The following is an 18,899-nucleotide window of genomic DNA, read 5'->3' on the forward strand; positions in this document are numbered from 1 at the left end:
GGGCTTGTGCATCTATGGGCGTTTTCCGCAATGAAAACGCCGCTGCACACTCTCACGGGATACCCAGCAACAGGAGAAAGGCTCTAATCTATAAGGGCGCTTGAATGCGTGGTTTTTACCGCTCGCTGCACGGATTCCCCGTTCCCGCAGGTTGCACGAAAGGTAGTGCAATCCGGGTGCTATTCTGGGGCGGGAAATTTTCTATCCCAATCTTTTTAAGAGGTATCTATGTCTACAGCCACTCTGGAACAGACACTGCCCTACAAAGTAGCCGACATCTCGCTGGCCGACTGGGGACGCAAGGAGATCACCATCGCCGAGCAGGAGATGCCCGGCCTGATGTCGATCCGCGCGAAGTACGCCCCCGCCAAGCCGCTGAAGGGCGTGCGCGTCACCGGATCGCTGCACATGACCATCCAGACCGCCGTGCTGATCGAGACGCTGGTAGAACTGGGTGCCGATGTGCGCTGGGCAAGCTGCAACATCTTCTCCACACAGGACCACGCCGCAGCAGCCATTGCAGCCGCGGGTGTACCCGTCTTTGCCTGGAAGGGCGAGACGCTGGAAGAGTACTGGTGGTGCACGGATCAGGCGCTGAGCTTCCCCGGCGGCCTGGGACCACAGCTCGTCGTCGATGACGGCGGCGATGTGACCCTGCTGATCCACAAGGGCTATGACCTGGAGAACGGCGACCGCTCGTTTGTCGACTCCGCGGAAGGCAGCGAAGAAGAGCGCGTGATCAAGGCGCTGCTGAAGAAGATTTTGGGGCAGAGCCCGAACCGCTGGCACGATGTGGCCAAGGAGTGGCGCGGCGTCTCCGAGGAGACGACCACCGGCGTTCACCGCCTGTACAAGATGATGGAACAGGGCAAGCTGCTGGTGCCGGCCATCAACGTGAACGACTCCGTCACCAAGTCGAAGTTCGACAACCTCTACGGCTGCCGCGAGTCGCTGGCGGACGGCATCAAGCGCGCCACCGACGTGATGGTGGCCGGCAAGGTTGCCGTTATTTGCGGTTATGGCGATGTGGGCAAGGGCTCGGCGCACTCGCTGCGCGGCATGGGCGCGCGCGTGATCGTCACCGAGATCGACCCCATCAATGCGCTGCAGGCCGCGATGGAAGGCTTCGAGGTCACGACCATTGAAGAGACCCTCGGCCGTGGAGATATCTACGTCACCTGCACCGGCAACGTGGACATCATTACCTTCGAGCACATGGAGCAGATGAAGGATCAGGCTATCGTCTGCAACATCGGCCACTTCGATAACGAGATCCAGATGGACCGCCTGAACGGCGCTGCGGGCGTGACCAAGCTGAACATCAAGCCGCAGGTCGACAAGTACACCTTCCCCTCCGGCAGCTCGATCTTCGTGCTCGCCGAAGGTCGCCTGGTGAACCTGGGCTGCGCGACCGGCCATCCGAGCTTCGTGATGTCGAACAGCTTCTCTAACCAGACGCTGGCTCAGCTCGACCTCTGGAAGAACAAGGACACCTACGCAGTTGGCGTGTATGTTCTGCCGAAGAAGCTGGACGAAGAGGTCGCCCGCCTCCACCTGGAGAAGATCGGTGTGAAGCTCACGACGCTCTCGCAGAAGCAGGCTGATTACATCGGTGTTCCGGTGGAAGGTCCGTTCAAGGCCGAGCATTACCGGTACTAAGTTGGTTGAATGGTTCAATAGTTGAATCGTTGAATGGTGAAAAAGCCCCTTGTACATCGAGGGGCTTTTTCTATTGGGATAGTGGGATTGTTCTCTGTTTAGAAACCGGACACTGTCCGACCCCATATAGGTACCTCAGCGGCTGAAGCCGCGTACACCTCAGCACGGGTGCGGCATGGCTGAAGCCATGCCCTTAAGCAAAACAAAAGCTCATCTCTCGTTCGCGCAACGCGCGAATGCCTTGCTTAAGGGGACGGCTTCACAGGCTGCGGAAAAACTCGATTTTCGAGAAGCGCAAAAAAAACGATCGCGTCAGAATGACCTATAAGCGATCCCGGGACATTGGGTGATGATTTTCTATCCCCAAATTTGACCCGATTATCCCCTCATATAGAGTTTTTCCGCAGCCTGTTCAGCCGTCCCGCAGTCAGAGTAAGGTAGAGCGGCTTCAGCCGCTGAGGTACATGGGCCGATACCAATCAAGCGCCCTGCAAACCCACATCTCGGCTTCGCCGAGATATGGGGCACCCGCCTGTGGGAGCACCCGTCTGTGGTGAGTTAGCGGACGCGGGCGTTGTGCTTGTCGCGATAGATGCGGCGGGATTCCGCGTTCTGCTGTTTGTTGATCAGATGGCGATCCGCGGCGGTGAGGTGGCCGTTGTCCTGGGCACGCATGGCGCGTTCTTCATGATTGATGGCCGCCTCCTGGTGTTCCAGGTGCGAGGTCTCACGCGGTGTGAGTTGGCCGGAGCGGACACCCTGGGCGATGCGGTCCTGCTGGTTGATCTTGCGGTCACGAATCTCCTGCGAGCTTTGTGCAAGAACGAGGGTAGGAGCAACGGCGATCAGCGTGGTGAGAGCGAGGGAAGCGAACTTCTTCATGACGGGGGATCTCCTTCAACTGCCGTGGCAGAGATAATGCGCCTGCCTACGAAGAGAGCAGACACAGGGAGATACACCATGTTGCGAAGTTTATTTTTCGCGCTGCAGCGCGACATCCGGTGCTTTACTGGGTCGCGGTCGCCGAGTCGTAGTCGTTGGCCACAATCACGTTCAGCGCGGGAGTGGTTACGAGCTGGCGATCGAGAATCACGATGGTGCGCGCGGAACCCTGCGGATAAGCTGTCGCTGCTCCTGTGTAAAGCGTCGTGGTCGTTGTGGTGAGCGCCGTTCCGTTGCTGACGATGTAAAGCGTATAGGTACCGACCGGGATGTTCAGATAGCCGGTGTTGGTGTTGAAGCTGATGTCGCTCTGCAACGACGAGACAGCAGTGACAGCCGTTCCTGACGGAACCATGTAGATATCGATATTGCCGACCGCAGTGGACTGGTCGAGGAAGCGGATGGCGATCTGACCCGAAGGAGCGGGCTGCGACTGGTCAGTGAGCACCGTTGCACTCAGGTTGGCGGCGACGTTGCCGACCAGGACGGTGTATTGCTTGCTGTTGGCCAGGGTCGCGCGGGCGGTGGCCAAAGCCTGCTTGGTACCGGCGGTGTCTGCAGTAATAACGTAGGTGGCCGGGGTGGCCGGGATGTACGACGTAATGGTGCCGAAGCCGACGTTGTAGGCGACGGCGGTGCCGCCCATGTACATGTCCAGACCGCCGGCATCGATGGAGGCATCAATGAAACGGACCTGCGAGGTGCTGGTGCTGCCGGTGACACCCTGGCAACCACCAAAACCAAGCGTCGCGGCGGCCAGAGCGGTCGCAGCGGCGACTCGCTTAAAGAACTGTGCAACGTCTGCTTTCATTGGCCTGTCTAAGTCGTGTGGACTACTTGCAACAGAGTACCTGATTCCGGGTTATCAACCTAGGGCGAAAGTCGTTACCCCCTGGAACGAAAGTCGTATGGTGAAGCTTCCCGTATATCTGGCATGGCCACTTGTTCTCTCCACCGCCGTCCTGGCGCAACAACAGGAGGCGCCGCAGCAACGCGTCACTGCGATTCCCAGCATGCGTGCCAAGCAGGGGACGCAGCCCCTTCCACAACGCAAATCTTCCTATAGCTTTACGCTCGCGAACACTACCTGGCTGGATACCGGCGTGACCGTAGCTGCAGGCGAACGCCTGAAACTGAGCGCAAAGGGGAGCTTCCAGCTCGCGGACGGGCGCAAGTCGGGTCCCGCGGGCGTCGACCGCGGATGGCGCGACCTGCTGGCGAGCTTTCCCATGAACGCCGCACCCGTGGGTTCCCTGATCGGACGTGTGAGCGATGCGGGCGCCTCTATTCCCTTTCCCATCGGCGAAGATGACACGGTCACCGCGCCCACTACCGGACATCTTTACCTTGGAGTTAACCTTCCTGACAGCATCACGGCCACGGGCAGTTTTACCGTCAAGTTGGAGTTCCCCAAGCCTGAGGCAGTCGCACCGAAGGCCCTGGCAGCGACGCCGATGCAGGACCTCACCTCGATGATCTCTCCGGATACCTTCGCCGAGGTGCCGCGCCGCGTAAGCGACCAGCAAGGCAATGTAGGCGACATGGTGAACTTCGCTCTGGTCGGTACACGTGGACAGGTAGAGCAGGCATTCAAGGCAGCCGGGTGGGTACAAGTCGATCAATCCGTCGATGCGGCCATCGTGCACGGCATCATGTCCACGTTGTCCCATGAGGCCTACCTGCAGATGCCAATGAGCACGCTGTATCTCTTCGACCGGCCACAAGATCTTTCGTATGCCCGAGCGGAGGCGATCAGCGTCGTTGCCGTACGGCACCACCTGCGTGTATGGAACAGCGGAAAGACGATCAACGACGTGCCGTTATGGGTAGGATCGGCAACACACGACAACGGCTTTGAGAAAGACCAGCGCAATGGCCAGGTGACCCACCATATCGATCCTGATATCGACATCGAGCGAAAGTTCATCCTCGACAGTTTCGATGCCGCCGGTGTGTTTTCTTCTGCGGCCTATGTGTTGCCGGATGATCCGTTTTCGAGTGGAAAGACGGCGACGGGAGGAGAGTTTCACTCCGATGGGCGGATTCTGGTGATGATGCTGAAGTAGGGAGAAGTCAAAGTTGAAGACCTACGGTATGGGCTCAACCCAGATCGTGGGTGCTGCAAACCCACATCTCGGCGTAGCCGAGATATGGGGCACCCAGTTGTTCTGGGATAAGCAGATGACGCCGATGCAAGCATCAATAACTAGGAACCAGCAACTAGCAACTGTTTTAGCTGACCTTCATCACCACCGACGTCATGTCGTCATGCTGCGGAGCGCCGTTGACGAACTCATCGGCGCGGCGATAGAGAGCGCGTAGCAGGCCTTCGGCCGTAAGTGCTCCGCGGGCGCGTTCCTGTTGGGCGGCGGTGATCATGCGGCACTCGCCCCACTCTTCGTCGTCGCCGTCCATAGCTTCGGAGATGCCGTCGGTGAAGAGCACCAGGATGTCGCCGGGCTCTAGAGTAATGTCGCGCTGCTCGTAGGCTGCGTCTTCAGTAATACCAACGACCATACCAGTGACTTCGAGCGCGATCACCTGATCGCCGCGCAGGATCACTGGTGGATTATGCCCACCGTTGGCATAGCAGAGGCGGCGGCTTGCGGGATCGTATTCGGCGTAGAAGAAGGTGGCGTAGCGGTTGGCGTGGCTGCCGTCGTAGACAAGCTTGTTGACGTGACCCATCAGCTCGCCGAGATCGGAAGAGCCGACCAGCGTAAGGCCGCGCAGGCTGGCGCGGAGACTCGCCATCAGCAAGGCCGCGGAGATGCCTTTGCCGGAGACGTCTCCGATGGCCAGGCCGAGCAGACGCGGCTGCGGTGAGCCATCGTCGCTCTCGCGCTTCACCTCCATCACGTCGTAGTAGTCGCCGCCGATCTCCTGCGCCGGGCGACAGTAGCCGGCAACATCGACGCCATCGAACTTCGGATAGGTCTGCGGGAAGAGACGTTCCTGCACCTCGCGTGCGATCTCGATGTCGCGGGTGACACGCTCGCGCTGCGCAGCTTCGTGGGCAAGAGACTGGAGCAACTCTGCATTCTCAAGCGCGAGGCCGGTCTGCGAGGCGACGCTCTCAAGCAGACGGCGATCCATGCGGGAGTAGGGCTCTTCGCTGCGTTTCGGGCCGAGCGCCATGACGCCGATCAAGCGTCCACGGCCTGGCAGCGGAACCAGAAGCTCAGTCTGGAACTCGCTGAGTGCGGCACGCTCTGTGTCGCTGGCCTCGAGCAGCCAGTGGGAGCTGTCGTCAATGCGCATCGCCGCGGGCCGCTTCTCACGGGAGAGTGTGTTGACGGTCGCCGAATGCGCCGGCAACAGAACAGGCGAGGTCAAGTCGACTCCGGTGGCCGTCTGCAGGCGGAAGACATCGCCGCTGCCGCGCAGGAAGACAGCCATCCGTTCGATGTGCAGCGTGTCGCTGATGCGCTGGGTAATGGTGCTGAGCAGAGGACCGGTCTCGGTGAAGTTATGCGCCTGCTCTGACAGCTCGCTCAGCACCTGTTCGGTGGAATACGCTTCGCGAAAGAAACGGCGGTCGATCTCCTGCTGCAGCCGTCCGGAGAGGACCATGCGGAAGCCGAAGAAGAGGAGGAGCAGAGCGAAGATGAGGATAACGTCGACCGGTCTGCGATGAGATTCCGGATCGGCGAAGAAGATCGTAAGCCGCCACGAGAAGAGAACGCCGAGCAGAGCCCGAATACCGAAGAGGGTGTAGCGCGCGAAGGCGTACCTGGTGCCCTGGCGGACGATCAGGCGAATATCCATGGCGCGCTGTACGACCAGAGCGTAAGCGAGCGAGAGCGGGAAGATCGCCAGCACCAGGACGATGCCAAAGCTGAGCCACTGCGGGAAGGTCTCGCTCACGTCTTCGCCGGTAACAAGCGTGTAGATCACCATGGCGCCAAAGGGAGTAAGCCCGATCAACGATCCCCAGAAGAGCAGGCGCAGACGGCGGCCGGAGTCGGCGCCGACCTTTTCGGCGAAGATCTTGTGGCTGAAAAGAACGAAAAAGTAAGCGACGCAGAGGATGCTGAGAAAGCTCTCGATGCGGTCAGTCGGCAGAAACCACGGGCTCATGGTGCGATCGAGCGACAGGTTCCAGAGACGCGCATAGCTGTGAAACAGGTTGAAGGGCAACAGGGCGAGCAGAGAGATGCTCAGCAGCCACTTGATCCACGGAGCGCGGCGATCAAAGCCGGCACGCTCTGGAAAGAGAACACCAAACCACATCAGGCAGATGGGCATGGCCATCTGTGCGGTCTCATTCCAGAAGGGGGAAAACCAGATCGTCCAGTCCCCTTGCGGGTTAGCCGGTGAGAGCAGCGCCTCAAAGTAAGGCAGGATGCCGAGGACCAGCCACGCGCTGAGGTCATGCGGTTTGGCGAGCACGACCCACAGACCCACCAGGAGAAAGGCCAGGGGAAGGATGACAAGCAGCAGCAGCGGACCGATCCATCCTGCGGGCCTGCCTCCGCCACGGCGGCGCTGCGGCGTAATGAGCTGCCAGCTTACCGTCTGCTGTTTGCCGTCGGGGTGCCGCACCTCCACCTTGATGGTGTCGCCGAGATGCGCATGGGCGAACTCCCGCAGCAGAACGGCCTCACCGGTCAATTCATGACCGTTGACCGCGAGCACACGGTCACCGACCTGCAGACCCGCATGACGAAGAAAGGGACTCATCCCCTCGATCACCCCGTTGTTGAGGCCGAAAGGAGCTCGAATGCCGCGCTCAGCGCTGAAGATACCCCGCACCACGCGATACGCAGTATTTCCCCACTGCCCCAGGGCCATGGCGGCGATGAGCAGGAGCAGCAGATACTGCACGACGGCGGAGCGGTGCCTGGGCCGTGATGGGGAAAATGTATGCATCCGTGTCGGTGCTCATCCTAGCATCGGAGACGAACGAGCAGACCGAATGGTTTACGGGTGGCGGTTGCTAGAGCATTTCTCCTGTAGGTGTAGTGGAGGGCTTATGCATCTATGGGCGTTTTCCGCAATGAAAACGCCGCTGCACGCTGCTCCCGGGATACCCAGCAACAGAAGAAATGCTCTAGCTGGAGTGATGCGCTACCAGGCGCTCTTTGATCGGCTCGTACGCATCCTGCGGCAGAACACCCCGGCTCACGAGCTGATTCTTCGCCGTGTAAGGGCGGCCCGCGATGACGCGGCGAACATAGTTCTCGCCCAGTCCCAGCGATTTGAGCTGTTCAGGGGTTGCCGTATTGATATCCAGCTTTGCGGGAACAGTCTCGGTTCCATCGACGTCAATCTGCTGAGCCTGTACAGGGGGTAGGGCGGCATCAGTGAGGCAGACAAAGGCAGAGAGCCCGAGCGCCAACAGATATGGCAGCAGTTTCCGGGGAGAAATCATTACTCAACAGTCTCCAAGAATCTAGAAAAGACTAACATGAGCTCCTAAACTCTGGCAGCAGCTTTTTTCGGAAGACCGTATATGGGCCCATCGGAAGTTGCCAGATAGCGAGTGCCCCGGAGTGACCCTTATCTGGGTCACTCCGGGGCACTCGCCGTTCCGAGGCAGGCGTCTGAGCGGAGATTTACTTCTTCGCCTGCTTGGCGATGATCTTGTCCTTCACCTTGTCATAGACGCCCTGCGGAAGGATGTTTTTGCTGACAAGCTGTGTCTTGTTGGCGTAAGGGCGGCCGTCGATGATTTTTTTGGAGTAGACATCGCCGATACCTGGAATGGCCTGGAGCTGATCGGCGGTTGCGCTGTTGATATCGATCAGGCTGGAGGTGGAAGCGGCTGCGGCCGGCTTAGCCGGGGCTGTCGCGGCAGCGGGTTTAGCAGGCTTAGCAGCCTGCGCCGACGCAGCGGGGGAATACAACAGAGGGATTAGTACCAGCAACAACGCGATGCGATGAAACTTCGACATATCTTGCCTCCTCCCAAACGGGCCGCCAGAGTAACACAGGGGCAGCGAAACTCGCTTTGCGAGTTTCGCGTTGAAAGTTGAAGGTTGAAAGTTAAAAGTTGAAGCGTGGACTGGTTATATCTGGGTGCCCCTCGATAAGGAAGAAGACTGTGTCAAGGGGTAAAAAGAGCGTACGTCATTATTCGATGCGAGAGCACCGTTTGAGAGTCCAGAGGCAAGGGGTTAGAGGACCGGTAGCTTCTGGGGTAACTCAACGCTGCATCACATCTCTGTGGGGCCTAGCCCCACCAACCATCGATTCGACCGTATGTAACAGGCCATGATGCTTCTATGCGGACATCCAGCCTGTGCTGGATGCGAGAGCGCTCACTCAACGTCACGACCATGGATGGCCAGGGGCACCCCCGAACTGCTCTCGATATGGGCGATCTCTGGATAGCGTTTGTTCAGCCTGAGCATCCAGTAGAGCCGCACTGCTAACCTCCTTGCTGCCGCCACCTTGGCCACTGCTTTCGGCTTGTGGTGGCAGCGAGCCTGATACTGCTTTCGAAATCCTTCATCCAGCCGGCAGGCCGTCTGTGCTGCTTCCACCAGCAACTGGCGCATGAACCGGTTGCCCTGCTTGCTGATGGCTCCCAGTTTGCGCTTGCCGCCCGAGGTGTATTCGCTGGGGATCAGGCCCAGATAGCTGGCGACCTTCCCGCTGTACTCGAACCGGCTCACATCGCCGATCGTCAGTACGAAGGCCATCGCCGTGATCGGGCCGACTCCCGGCTGGCTCATCAACAGCTCCGCCTTCGCATCCTCCCTGGCCGCTTGTACGACTGCCTCATCCAGCTCCTTGACCTGCCGGTCCAGACCCTTCATCAGTTCCAACAGATCCTCCCGTCGACGAGCACTCCAGCCCTCCAGGGGAAGCTTTTCCAACTCAGCCCTCCCCCGAACGCTCCACAGCCGCGACTGCTTCTGTACGCCACGGTTCATCGCCAGGTGCTGCAGCCCGTTCTTCACCCGGGTCCGGATCTCCACCAGCTTGTGTCGGTGGATCAGCAGCTGACGAAGATCCCGCTGCTTGGCTGAAGGTGTCCACAACCGCGGAAACCGGTCCTCCACCAGCAGCTTCAGGATATGGTCCGCATCCCGGCGGTCCGTCTTCTGCTTCCGTACATAGCTGGCTCGGATCTTCGCCGCATCTCCGACCCACACCGTGTGACCCAGACTGCTTAGAAGATCAATAAACCACTGCGCGTTGCCGCACGACTCGATCCCTACAAGCGCTCCTGGAGACAACGACCGGTAGAACCGCTCCGCCTCCCCGTCCCCATTGACCAGCTTCGCTTCCCGGTACTCGCCAGTCTCCTGATCTAAAAATGAAACCTGCTGCCACTGCGGATGGAAATCACAACCTACAATCTGCATAAGAAGGCTTCTCCTGATTTTCCCGATAGGTCAGTCCTCTAACCCTTACCTATCTCGATCTTCGCTGAAGCCTTCTTCCTTATCCCATCAACGCCCGGGGTCCCCAACGAGCTCGCTCGTTGGGGTGGTGTCTGGCGGCTTTATCGCCAGATGTGGGTGTGGTTCCTCGACAGTCCGGTCGTACCATCACGTAGGCATGGCGTTCTGCAAACCCACATCTCGGCTTAGCCGAGATATGGGGCACCCAATTGTTCGGGGGCAAAGGAATCTTTGCGAGGGATAGGAATGAGTAGTCAGACAATTCGGTCGCTTCTCTGCTTCTGTATTGGGCTGTTGTGGGTTCTTCCTTTGGCTGCGGCGCCGGTAGTGGGATATCGAATAATTGCGACGTATCCGCACGCAACGGACAACTACACCGAGGGCCTCTTCTACCGGGACGGCATGTTCTATGAGGGCACGGGGCGTGAGGGCGACTCACGCCTTGTCGTGACCGATCCCGCAACCGGCAAGGTGTTGCAGCAGACCACCACCCTGCCGTCGCAGTTTTTCGGAGAAGGCATCGTCGACTGGGGTGCGAACCTCTACCAGTGGACTTGGCAGACACACGCCGGCTTCGTCTATGACCGCTTTTCCCTGCAGCCGATCCGGCGGTTCACCTACGAGGGCGAGGGCTGGGGGATGACCCGCTCCTCGCAAGAGATCATCACCAGCGATGGCTCAGCAAAACTATCGTTTCGCGATCCCATAACCTTCAAGGTGCGGCGGACGATCACAGTGCGCGACGGCGGCCGACCGGTGACACAACTCAATGAGCTGGAGTTTATTAAAGGTGCGATCTATGCGAACGTCTGGCATTCGGACCGCATCGCCCGCATCTCGCCCGCGACCGGCCGGGTTCTTGGCTGGATCGACCTGACCGGCATTCTGCCGGCGGATCAACGGCGGGATAGCGAGTCCGTCCTGAACGGGATTGCCTACGACGCGAAACAGAACCGCATCTTTGTGACCGGCAAAAACTGGCCAAAGATCTTCGAGATTCAAGCCGTCCCCAGAATCACTACGACCGGCGCAAAACACTGACAAATTGACAAAACGGAGCCCTGTTCGGTACTTTCGAAGGTAGAGATATGCGCTTTGTGCACCATCATGGCCACCATCACCATCACGCGATCAGCGTGTCGGCGGCGGTGTCTGGTGCGGTAGAGAAGTAAGCACAGAGACACTCAAAGGATTCAAAGCCCGCTGATGCGCAAAGCCAGCGGGCTTTGTTGTGTCTGCGGCTGATGCGCACGGCAAGAAACGGAAAACAGGACATGGCAGAACCTATACAGCTCGACTTCGCAAAAGAAAACGGACTCGTCCCCGGCATTGTGCAGGACGCGAACACCGGCCAGGTGCTGATGCTTGGCTTTTTGAATGAGACCAGCTATCAGAAGACGCTGGAGAGCGGCTTCGTCACCTTCTGGTCGCGCACGCGGCAGAAGCTGTGGATGAAGGGCGAGACCAGCGGCAACCGCCTGCGTATTGTGTCGATCTCGACCGATTGCGACAGCGATGCGCTGCTCTTCAAGGTAACCGTCGACGGCGACGGCCTGGTGTGCCACGAAGGCACTGTAAGCTGCTTCACCAAACCGATTCAGCAGGAGACGAAGTAAGTCATGGCGAACAAACTGAAGCTTGGCATTCCGAAGGGCAGCCTGCAGGACGCAACCATTGCGCTGTTCCAGCGCGCGGGCTGGGAGATCTACGCGAGCGGCCGCTCCTACTTCCCCACCATCAACGACGGCGACATCGAATGCATGCTGGTACGCGCGCAGGAGATGGCCCGCTACGTAGAACACGGCGCCCTCGACGCCGGCCTGACCGGCAATGACTGGGTCCTGGAGAACCTGTCGGACGTGGAGCGCGTCACCTCGCTGACCTACTCCAAGCAGAGCCGCCAGAAGGTGAAGTGGGTACTCGCGGTTCCGGAAGATTCGCCCTTCCAGAAGCCCGAGGACCTGGCCGGAAAGATCATCGCCACGGAGCTGGTGGAGTTCACCAAGCGCTACTTCGCCGAGAAGAACATCCCGGTCAAGGTGGAGTTCAGTTGGGGCGCTACCGAGGTAAAGCCCCCGATGCTGGCTGATGCGATCGTCGAAGTGACCGAGACCGGCAGCTCGCTACGCGCCAACCGTCTGCGCATCATCGAGACCCTGATGGAGAGCGAGACCCAGCTCATCGCCAACAAGACCGCCTGGCAGAATGACTGGAAGCGCGAAAAGATCCAGAACATCAGCCTGATGCTCAACGGCGCCATGGCCGCACAGACACAGGTCGGCCTGATGCTGAACGTAAAGAACGAGAGCCTGAAGGATGTGCTGGCGGTGCTGCCGGCGCTGAACTCGCCGACCATCTCGCACCTGTCGAACTCGGAGTGGGTGGCTGTAAACACCATCCTGGATGAGTCGACCGTGCGCGAGGTGATTCCCAAGCTCAAGGCCGCGGGTGGCACCGGCATCGTCGAATATCCGCTGAGCAAGGTGGTCCTGTAATGAAGCTGATCCGCACCTTCGGCAAATCGGCGGCTGAGGCAACGGCAGTTATCCAGGAGATCGCGGCGCGTGGAGCAACCTCCACCGCCTCGGTCGCTCCCGCGGTGAAGAAGATCGTCACCGATGTGAAGCGCAAGGGCGACAAGGCCGTGCGCGAGTATGCGGAGCAGTTCGACGGCCTGCAGCCGGAGCAGGACATCCTGGTCGATCCCTCCGAGATGGAAGCCGCTTGGAACGCCCTGCCGAAGCATCTGAAGGCCGCGATGAAAGAGGCCGCGGCCAACATCCACGCCTTCGCCGAGGCGCAGATGCCCGAGGAGTGGATCATTGAACCCGCAACGGGTGTACGCACCGGACAGGTCGTACGCCCGCTTGACGCTGTAGGCTGCTATGTTCCCGGCGGCCGCTATCCCCTGCCCTCGACGCTGCTGATGACCACGCTGCCGGCGCAGGTCGCAGGCGTGGAGCGCATCGTTGTCTGTTCTCCTAAGCCCGGGCAGGAGACGCTGGCGGCAGCCCACCTGTGCGGCGTAAGTGAGTTCTACCGTGTGGGCGGAGCGCAGGCGATTGCCATGATGGCCTACGGCACCGACTCCACGCCGCCGGTCACGCGTATCGTCGGTCCTGGCAACCTGTACGTCACCGCGGCGAAGCAGCTTGTCTCGCAGGACTGCGGCATCGATATGCCTGCCGGCCCGACGGAGATTGTAGTGACCAGCGACCTGGGCGACGCCCTTGGCATTGCCACCGATCTGGTAGCGCAGGCCGAGCACGATCCGGAGACGCTGGCGATCTTCATCACCACCAATGAGCTGCTGGCCAAAGAGGTACAGAAGCAGGCCAAGGCTCTGGCGCGGAAGAACAAGCTGGCCAAGCAGTCGCTGGAGGCGCGCGGCACCATCTTTATCTGCGAGACGCCGATGGAAGCCCAGGCGCTGACCAACCTGCTGGCTCCGGAGCACCTGACGATCGACCGGCCCGAGGATCTGCAGTGGGTCCGCAACGCCGGGTCAGTCTTCATCGGCCCGCAGTCGCCGCAGTCGATGGGCGACTACGTCTCCGGTCCAAATCATGTGCTGCCAACAGGCCGCACCGGCAGGCTGCGCGGCGGGCTTTCCGTCATGGACTTCGTCAAGCTGATCACCGTACAGCAATACACCTCCAGGGGATTGGCTAAGCTGGGACCGCATGCCATTGCGATGGCCGAGGCCGAGGGCCTAGTGGGTCATGCCGAAAGTGTCCGTGTGAGGTTGAAGCCATGAGCGCAGCACTCAAGTCGCAGGTAAAGCCGCGTAAAGCCATCGACGAGATGCCGGAGTATCATCCGCCGCTGGCTGGACGCAACGCGTTACGCCTGGACTTCAACGAGAACACCTTCGCGCCGTCACCAAAGGTGCTGGAACGTATCCGCTCGCTCTCGGCAGAAAGCTTCACCATCTATCCCGAGCGCGAGCCGGTAGAGCGCAAGCTTGCGAAGCACCTCAAGCTGCCCCCGAACCAGGTGCTGCTAACCAACGCTGTTGATGAGGCCATTCACCTTGTGACCTTCACCTTCTTGAACGAAGGCGATGAGGCGGTGGTCGCGGTGCCCAGCTTCTTCATGTACGACGTCAATGTGCTGGCCATGGGCGCGAAGCTGCATCGCATTCAGGCCGATAAGACGCTGGCCTTTCCGTATGAGCGGTTTGTCGCCGCCATTAATGAGAAGACCAGGCTCATCATTCTGTGCTCGCCGAACAATCCGACGGGCGCGACGATGACAAGGGAGCAGATCCGCAACATCGCGAACCTCGCGCCTTGGGCCGCGGTGCTAGTGGATGAGGCCTACTACCACTTCTTCGGCGAGACCATTCTGGACGAGCTCGCTTCGCTGCCGAACGTGATCGTCGCGCGCACCTTCTCGAAGGCTTATGGCCTGGCAAATCTGCGCGCCGGGGCTCTGATTGCCTCCACCGAACTGATGACGCATCTGCGCAAGGCAGCCTCGCCGTACAACGTGAACGGTGTAGCGCTGGCGGCGCTGGAGGCCTCGCTCGACGACGATGTGTATCTCGACTGGTATGCGGACCAGATCCGCCTTGGCCGCGACCGCATGGCCAAAGGTCTGGATGAGCTGGGGGTTCCGTACTACCCCTCGCACGCGAACTTTATCCTGATGCGGATTGGACCGCGCCACAAGCAGTTTGTCGCCGACGCGCGGGCACATGGTGTGTTGCTGCGTGACCGCTCGAACGATCCCGGACTGTCAGGATGTGTGCGCATCACCATCGGCCCGAACGATCATGTAGAACGTGGCCTGGCTGCGCTGAAACTGGCGATCCACGCCATGAACTGGACGCCGGCCGAGGCCGGCCTGAGCAAAGGAACAAGCGGAGAAGAACATGAGTACGAGTAAGACCACGAAGAAGAAGTCTGTTGCTGCCCCTGCCGTAAAGCCGCTGAAGGCGCGCACCGGAGCCGTCAAGCGCGATACGACCGAGACCCAGATTGCGCTGAAGCTGAACATCGATGGCACTGGCGTCTACAAGGTTACGACCGGCATCCGCTTTTTCGATCACATGCTGGAGCTCTTTACCCGCCACGGCGGCTTCGACCTGACGCTAACCTGCAACGGCGATCTTGATGTCGATCAGCACCACACGGTAGAAGATGTGGGCATCGCGCTGGGCGAGGCATTCGACAAGGCTCTGGGCAACAAGAAGGGCATCCTGCGCGCCGGCTACTTCGTGATGGCGATGGATGAGACGCTGGCCGTTGCCGCGGTCGATCTCTCAGGCCGTGTGGCTTATGTGGTCGATGACAAGGTGAAAACCCGCCTCGTCGGCGACTTCCAGGCCGAGCTGCTGGCCGACTTCTTCGACGGCTTCGCCCGCGGAGCTCGCGCGAATGTGCATGTGAAGACGATGTACGGCCGCAGCAACCATCACAAGATCGAGGCGATCTTCAAGGCGTTTGCCCGCGCGTTGCGCGGAGCCTGCAGCCGCGATGAGCGTATGGCTGAGATTCTGCCGAGCACGAAGGGATTGCTATGAGTACGGTCAAGTCGCCTGTCGAAAAGAAGCGGCTGAGTCTTTTAAATGATTGTAGAAACATGTACTGGTGGAACGATAAGGCCAGCCGCAAGCTCATCCCTTTGGGGAGACAACGTGGACACCAGGCGCTTCGCCGTGCCGCCAATCGGTCGCTTCAAAATGCCGGCCGGTTCATCGATGAAGACGCCGCCATCGCCGCTGAACAGGAAGCCCGCGATTCCATCAAAGCGCGGAAACGTGACCTCTTTCGCAAAATGTCGGATTTTCCTCTTGGAAAAGTATTGAACGCCCAACGAACTGGTGATCGGACACCTCTTTACCGGAGTTGGTCAAAAACATGATTGCCGTAATCGACTACAAAGCCGGAAATCTCACCAGCGTCGTCAAAGCGCTGAACTACCTTGGCGCACCGACTGAGGTCACGCAGTCTCCTGACGTTGTTCGTCGCGCACAAAAGATCGTGCTTCCTGGCGTGGGGCACTTTCAGGCAACGCAACTACTGCATGACCTGAAGCTGACCGAAGCAACACGTGAGGCGGCCGCCAAAGGCACGCCCTTCCTCGGTATCTGCGTGGGACTTCAGTGGCTCTATGTCGGTTCGACCGAAGCGCCGTCGACCGATGGACTGTGCCACTTCAATGGCCGGTGCGAGCGCTTCCCCGCGACCTGGGAAGGCGCTGACCTGAAGAGCCCACACGTCGGCTGGAACTCGCTGGAGCAGATTCGTCCAGACTCGCGGCTGTTGCGCGGTATCTCCAATGGGAGCTTTGTCTACTACACCCACTCCTGGCGCGCCCCGGTAAGCGAAGACACGGCTGCGGTGACGAACTATGGGGGAGCCTTCACCGCTGCCGTCGAACGTGACAACGTGATGGGTGTTCAGTTCCATCCGGAGAAATCCAGTGAGACCGGACTGCAGTTGTTGAAGAACTTCCTGGAGATCTAGGGATGAACCGTCTGGCAAGCCGAAACGTCAAGTGCGCCGATGTCCTGGGTGCCCCATATCTGCGTAGCAGATGTGGGATATTCGCGCTCTGCGCGAACCGCTTTCCCTGCGATTTGGCTATCGAGTCGAAGAGCAATGTTCAGACCGCCCGGGTGCCCCACCGTCACAGAGTTAGGGTGGGCAAGGAAGCCACGAAATTCCGAACAGAACGCAGAATCAATTCTTTCGATGTACCTCAATTCTTTGTGAAGACATCATCTACGAACCAGCAACTTCTTACGGAAGCAAACGCATGCTGACCAAACGCATCATCGCCTGCCTCGACGTCCGTGATGGACGCGTCGTCAAAGGCATTCAGTTTGTCGACATCATCGACGCCGGTGACCCGGCGGAACTGGCGCATCGCCACGCTGCTGCAGGAGCGGATGAGATTGTTCTTCTCGACATCACTGCCACCCACGAAGGCCGAGCTACGCTGATTGACACCGTGCGCCGCGCTGCATCGCAGCTCTTTATTCCCTTCACCGTCGGTGGCGGGATTCGTTCCGCACAGGAAGCAGAGGCAGTCTTCACCGCGGGCGCAGACAAGATCAGCATTAACTCCGCCGCCATCGCGCGGCCGGAGCTGATCGGCGAGATAGGCGGAGCCTTCGGGGCACAGGCGGTCGTCGTCGCCATCGATGCTCGCCGCGCTGCTGATTCACCCGATCCGGTACGCAATGCAGAGGTCTACGTTGCCGGTGGACGCAAACCTACGGGACGCAGAGTCGTCGACTGGGCTCGTGAAGCGGAAGATCGCGGCGCCGGAGAGATTCTGCTGACCAGCATGGACTCCGACGGTACTCGCGCAGGCTTTGATTGCGAGCTCACCGCTGCAGTTTCTGAGGCCGTTCAGATTCCCGTCATCGCCAGCGGCGGTGCCGGCACGGCGCAGCACTTCGCCGATGTCTTTACGCGGGGCAAGGCTGATGCCGCACTCGCGGCAAGCATCTTCCATTTCGGCGTCACCTCGAGCCGTGCACTCAAGGAAGAGCTGGCCAAGAGCAGTATCCCCATGCGCTTACCCTGCTGAGAAGCAGACCCTCCGCTTACGCTGCGGATGACAAAACAGATTTGAGAAAGATTCAACGTTAGAAAGGTTGTCGTGACGTGCTGATTCCATCCATAGACCTGATGAACGGAAAGATTGTGCAGCTTCGCCAGGGAGCGGAGCTGAAGCTGAGCTTCGATGACTTCGACTACTGGATCAATAAATTCAGCAAGTACCCTCTGGTGCAGTTGATCGATCTCGACGCCGCCATGCGCAAGGGCGACAACCGTGCGCTGATTCATGACATCGCCAAGCGCCTGCCGGTGCAGGTGGGCGGAGGCATTCGCACCGCCGACGATGCCCGTGCGCTGCTCGACAGTGGAGCCAAACGCGTGATCTTCGGCAGCTCGCTCTTCAACACCGAGCCGGATGCCAAGCCCGATCAGTTGATCCGCAAAGACTTTGCCGCCTCGCTGCAGAAAGAAGTCGGCGAAGAGAACCTGGTCTTCTCCGTCGATACCAAGAACGGCAAGGTTGCGGTGCGCGGATGGCAGGCCAACGTTGACCTGACCCCGGAAGAGGCCATCACCTGGCTGGAGCCGTACTGCGCCGCCTTCCTCTACACCCACGTCGATACCGAAGGCACCATGCAGGGCTTCCCCATCGACACCGCGGCCATTCTTCGCGCAACGACGACGAAGCAGTTGATCGTCGCCGGCGGTATCCGCTCGAAGCAGGAGGTCGACGATCTTGACGCCTTCGGCGTGGACGCCGTGGTCGGTATGGCGGTCTACTCGGGAGCGATGGAGGCTTAAACCCGCGCGGGCGGGTGGTCTATGATCAAAGCACGGTTGTGTCATGAAGAAGCTCTACTCCAGCGTCTTTCAGACTCCGCTCGGACTGATGATCGCCATGGCCGAAGACAACGGTCTTGTGCTGCTGGAGTTCTACGACCGCCCCGCCCTGCCTACCGAAGAGCACGAGTTGCAGAAGCGCTATGGCTATACCATTCTGCCGGGACGGACGCCACATCACGATGCCATTGAGCGGGAGATAGCGGAGTACTTCGCCTGTACCCTGCAGGAGTTCACCGTGCCTCTTATCACTCCAGGCACAAGCTTTCAGCTTCGCGTGTGGAATGCCTTGCGGCAGGTTCCCTACGGCACAACCGCCAGCTACGGTGAGCTTGCAATTGCTGCCGGTACGACGATGGGCGCCTCGCGTGCGGTGGGTGCGGCCAACGGACAGAACCGCCTGGCCGTCGTGATTCCGTGCCATCGAGTGATTGGCGCCGATGGCTCGCTGACCGGCTATGGCGGCGGAAAGCATCGCAAGGAGGCGCTGTTGAGGCTGGAGCGTGCGACCAGGTTCGATGGTCCCCCGGCGGAGCAGGCGTTGTTATTTCCGGAGTAGCGGAAACAACAGTTGAAAGTTAAAAGT

The 18,899-nt window shown here is 59.8% G+C and carries 19 protein-coding genes; 13 read left to right on the forward strand and 6 right to left on the reverse strand.

Going from position 1 to position 18,899, the window contains the following annotated elements; translation table 11 throughout:
- Positions 1-228: 228 nt before the first annotated feature.
- Positions 229-1,659 carry an adenosylhomocysteinase gene (ahcY, locus tag FTW19_RS24740; RefSeq protein ID WP_147650219.1) on the forward strand — a complete coding sequence of 477 codons (1,431 nt, stop codon included), beginning with the start codon at positions 229-231 and terminating at the stop codon, positions 1,657-1,659.
- A gap of 558 nt (positions 1,660-2,217) precedes the next feature.
- Here the strand turns inward: ahcY and FTW19_RS24745 are convergent.
- Both FTW19_RS24745 and FTW19_RS24750 read right to left on the reverse strand, forming a co-directional pair.
- Positions 2,218-2,541: a hypothetical protein gene (locus FTW19_RS24745; protein ID WP_147650220.1), complete on the reverse strand. Its 324-nt coding sequence runs from the start codon at positions 2,539-2,541 to the stop codon at positions 2,218-2,220.
- Positions 2,542-2,665: 124 nt separating this feature from the next.
- Complete coding sequence (locus tag FTW19_RS24750) at positions 2,666-3,412, reverse strand: DUF4397 domain-containing protein (RefSeq protein ID WP_147650221.1); 747 nt, start codon at positions 3,410-3,412, stop codon at positions 2,666-2,668.
- A 97-nt stretch (positions 3,413-3,509) separates the two neighbouring features.
- Between FTW19_RS24750 and FTW19_RS24755 the strand changes: the two genes are divergently transcribed.
- Positions 3,510-4,667, forward strand: a complete 1,158-nt coding sequence (locus FTW19_RS24755) for an LssY C-terminal domain-containing protein (RefSeq protein WP_187143161.1) — start codon at positions 3,510-3,512, stop codon at positions 4,665-4,667.
- Between the two features lie 166 nt (positions 4,668-4,833).
- Here the strand turns inward: FTW19_RS24755 and FTW19_RS24760 are convergent, their stop codons facing one another.
- From FTW19_RS24760 to FTW19_RS24775, 4 genes are all read right to left on the reverse strand, one after another.
- Entirely contained in the window at positions 4,834-7,473 is a 2,640-nt protein-coding gene (locus FTW19_RS24760; RefSeq protein ID WP_147650223.1) for a SpoIIE family protein phosphatase, read from the reverse strand.
- Between the two features lie 181 nt (positions 7,474-7,654).
- Positions 7,655-7,975, reverse strand: a complete 321-nt coding sequence (locus FTW19_RS24765; RefSeq protein ID WP_147650224.1) for a ComEA family DNA-binding protein — start codon at positions 7,973-7,975, stop codon at positions 7,655-7,657.
- A 184-nt stretch (positions 7,976-8,159) separates the two neighbouring features.
- Positions 8,160-8,498, reverse strand: a complete 339-nt coding sequence (locus tag FTW19_RS24770; RefSeq protein WP_147650225.1) for a ComEA family DNA-binding protein — start codon at positions 8,496-8,498, stop codon at positions 8,160-8,162.
- A 366-nt stretch (positions 8,499-8,864) separates the two neighbouring features.
- Positions 8,865-9,917 (reverse strand): IS110 family transposase, encoded by a 1,053-nt coding sequence (locus tag FTW19_RS24775; protein ID WP_147647179.1) that lies wholly within the window; start codon positions 9,915-9,917, stop codon positions 8,865-8,867.
- 285 nt (positions 9,918-10,202) lie between these two features.
- On the opposite strand from FTW19_RS24775, the gene FTW19_RS24780 reads away from it, so the two are divergent.
- From FTW19_RS24780 to FTW19_RS24830, 11 genes are all read left to right on the forward strand, one after another.
- On the forward strand, positions 10,203-10,997 hold the full coding sequence (locus tag FTW19_RS24780; protein WP_147650226.1) for a glutaminyl-peptide cyclotransferase: 795 nt from the start codon (positions 10,203-10,205) through the stop codon (positions 10,995-10,997).
- Positions 10,998-11,230: 233 nt separating this feature from the next.
- Positions 11,231-11,572: a phosphoribosyl-AMP cyclohydrolase gene (hisI, locus tag FTW19_RS24785; RefSeq protein WP_147650227.1), complete on the forward strand. Its 342-nt coding sequence runs from the start codon at positions 11,231-11,233 to the stop codon at positions 11,570-11,572.
- A gap of 3 nt (positions 11,573-11,575) precedes the next feature.
- Entirely contained in the window at positions 11,576-12,451 is an 876-nt protein-coding gene (gene hisG / locus FTW19_RS24790; RefSeq protein ID WP_147650228.1) for an ATP phosphoribosyltransferase, read from the forward strand.
- Positions 12,451-13,713 carry a histidinol dehydrogenase gene (hisD, locus tag FTW19_RS24795; protein ID WP_147650229.1) on the forward strand — a complete coding sequence of 421 codons (1,263 nt, stop codon included), beginning with the start codon at positions 12,451-12,453 and terminating at the stop codon, positions 13,711-13,713. The genes hisG and hisD overlap by 1 nt, the downstream gene beginning before the upstream one ends.
- The gene (locus FTW19_RS24800; protein WP_147650230.1) at positions 13,710-14,846 is read left to right on the forward strand and encodes a pyridoxal phosphate-dependent aminotransferase; all 1,137 of its coding nucleotides are present in this window, start codon (positions 13,710-13,712) and stop codon (positions 14,844-14,846) included. Before hisD ends, FTW19_RS24800 begins: the two co-directional genes overlap by 4 nt.
- Positions 14,833-15,483: an imidazoleglycerol-phosphate dehydratase HisB gene (gene hisB / locus FTW19_RS24805; protein WP_246153485.1), complete on the forward strand. Its 651-nt coding sequence runs from the start codon at positions 14,833-14,835 to the stop codon at positions 15,481-15,483. The genes FTW19_RS24800 and hisB overlap by 14 nt, the downstream gene beginning before the upstream one ends.
- Positions 15,480-15,824: a hypothetical protein gene (locus FTW19_RS24810; RefSeq protein ID WP_147650231.1), complete on the forward strand. Its 345-nt coding sequence runs from the start codon at positions 15,480-15,482 to the stop codon at positions 15,822-15,824. Before hisB ends, FTW19_RS24810 begins: the two co-directional genes overlap by 4 nt.
- The gene (gene hisH / locus FTW19_RS24815; RefSeq protein WP_147650232.1) at positions 15,821-16,429 is read left to right on the forward strand and encodes an imidazole glycerol phosphate synthase subunit HisH; all 609 of its coding nucleotides are present in this window, start codon (positions 15,821-15,823) and stop codon (positions 16,427-16,429) included. The genes FTW19_RS24810 and hisH overlap by 4 nt, the downstream gene beginning before the upstream one ends.
- Before the next feature lie 292 nt (positions 16,430-16,721).
- Positions 16,722-17,501, forward strand: a complete 780-nt coding sequence (hisF, locus tag FTW19_RS24820; RefSeq protein ID WP_147650233.1) for an imidazole glycerol phosphate synthase subunit HisF — start codon at positions 16,722-16,724, stop codon at positions 17,499-17,501.
- Between the two features lie 77 nt (positions 17,502-17,578).
- Positions 17,579-18,274, forward strand: a complete 696-nt coding sequence (locus FTW19_RS24825) for a HisA/HisF-related TIM barrel protein (RefSeq protein ID WP_147650234.1) — start codon at positions 17,579-17,581, stop codon at positions 18,272-18,274.
- Between the two features lie 43 nt (positions 18,275-18,317).
- The gene (locus FTW19_RS24830) at positions 18,318-18,872 is read left to right on the forward strand and encodes a methylated-DNA--[protein]-cysteine S-methyltransferase (RefSeq protein WP_147650235.1); all 555 of its coding nucleotides are present in this window, start codon (positions 18,318-18,320) and stop codon (positions 18,870-18,872) included.
- Positions 18,873-18,899 lie beyond the last annotated feature (27 nt).

This window comes from Terriglobus albidus (genome assembly GCF_008000815.1).
GTDB lineage: Bacteria > Acidobacteriota > Terriglobia > Terriglobales > Acidobacteriaceae > Terriglobus > Terriglobus albidus_A.

Excerpts from the sequence above, each read along its gene's own strand:
- ahcY (WP_147650219.1), top strand. The coding sequence starts at position 229 with ATGTCTACAGCCACTCTGGAACAGACACTGCCCTACAAAGTAGCCGAC.
- FTW19_RS24745 (WP_147650220.1), bottom strand. The coding sequence starts at position 2,541 with ATGAAGAAGTTCGCTTCCCTCGCTCTCACCACGCTGATCGCCGTTGCT.
- FTW19_RS24750 (WP_147650221.1), bottom strand. The coding sequence starts at position 3,412 with ATGAAAGCAGACGTTGCACAGTTCTTTAAGCGAGTCGCCGCTGCGACC.
- FTW19_RS24755 (WP_187143161.1), top strand. The coding sequence starts at position 3,510 with ATGGTGAAGCTTCCCGTATATCTGGCATGGCCACTTGTTCTCTCCACC.
- FTW19_RS24760 (WP_147650223.1), bottom strand. The coding sequence starts at position 7,473 with ATGCATACATTTTCCCCATCACGGCCCAGGCACCGCTCCGCCGTCGTG.
- FTW19_RS24765 (WP_147650224.1), bottom strand. The coding sequence starts at position 7,975 with ATGATTTCTCCCCGGAAACTGCTGCCATATCTGTTGGCGCTCGGGCTC.
- FTW19_RS24770 (WP_147650225.1), bottom strand. The coding sequence starts at position 8,498 with ATGTCGAAGTTTCATCGCATCGCGTTGTTGCTGGTACTAATCCCTCTG.
- FTW19_RS24775 (WP_147647179.1), bottom strand. The coding sequence starts at position 9,917 with ATGCAGATTGTAGGTTGTGATTTCCATCCGCAGTGGCAGCAGGTTTCA.
- FTW19_RS24780 (WP_147650226.1), top strand. The coding sequence starts at position 10,203 with ATGAGTAGTCAGACAATTCGGTCGCTTCTCTGCTTCTGTATTGGGCTG.
- hisI (WP_147650227.1), top strand. The coding sequence starts at position 11,231 with ATGGCAGAACCTATACAGCTCGACTTCGCAAAAGAAAACGGACTCGTC.
- hisG (WP_147650228.1), top strand. The coding sequence starts at position 11,576 with ATGGCGAACAAACTGAAGCTTGGCATTCCGAAGGGCAGCCTGCAGGAC.
- hisD (WP_147650229.1), top strand. The coding sequence starts at position 12,451 with ATGAAGCTGATCCGCACCTTCGGCAAATCGGCGGCTGAGGCAACGGCA.
- FTW19_RS24800 (WP_147650230.1), top strand. The coding sequence starts at position 13,710 with ATGAGCGCAGCACTCAAGTCGCAGGTAAAGCCGCGTAAAGCCATCGAC.
- hisB (WP_246153485.1), top strand. The coding sequence starts at position 14,833 with ATGAGTACGAGTAAGACCACGAAGAAGAAGTCTGTTGCTGCCCCTGCC.
- FTW19_RS24810 (WP_147650231.1), top strand. The coding sequence starts at position 15,480 with ATGAGTACGGTCAAGTCGCCTGTCGAAAAGAAGCGGCTGAGTCTTTTA.
- hisH (WP_147650232.1), top strand. The coding sequence starts at position 15,821 with ATGATTGCCGTAATCGACTACAAAGCCGGAAATCTCACCAGCGTCGTC.
- hisF (WP_147650233.1), top strand. The coding sequence starts at position 16,722 with ATGCTGACCAAACGCATCATCGCCTGCCTCGACGTCCGTGATGGACGC.
- FTW19_RS24830 (WP_147650235.1), top strand. The coding sequence starts at position 18,318 with ATGAAGAAGCTCTACTCCAGCGTCTTTCAGACTCCGCTCGGACTGATG.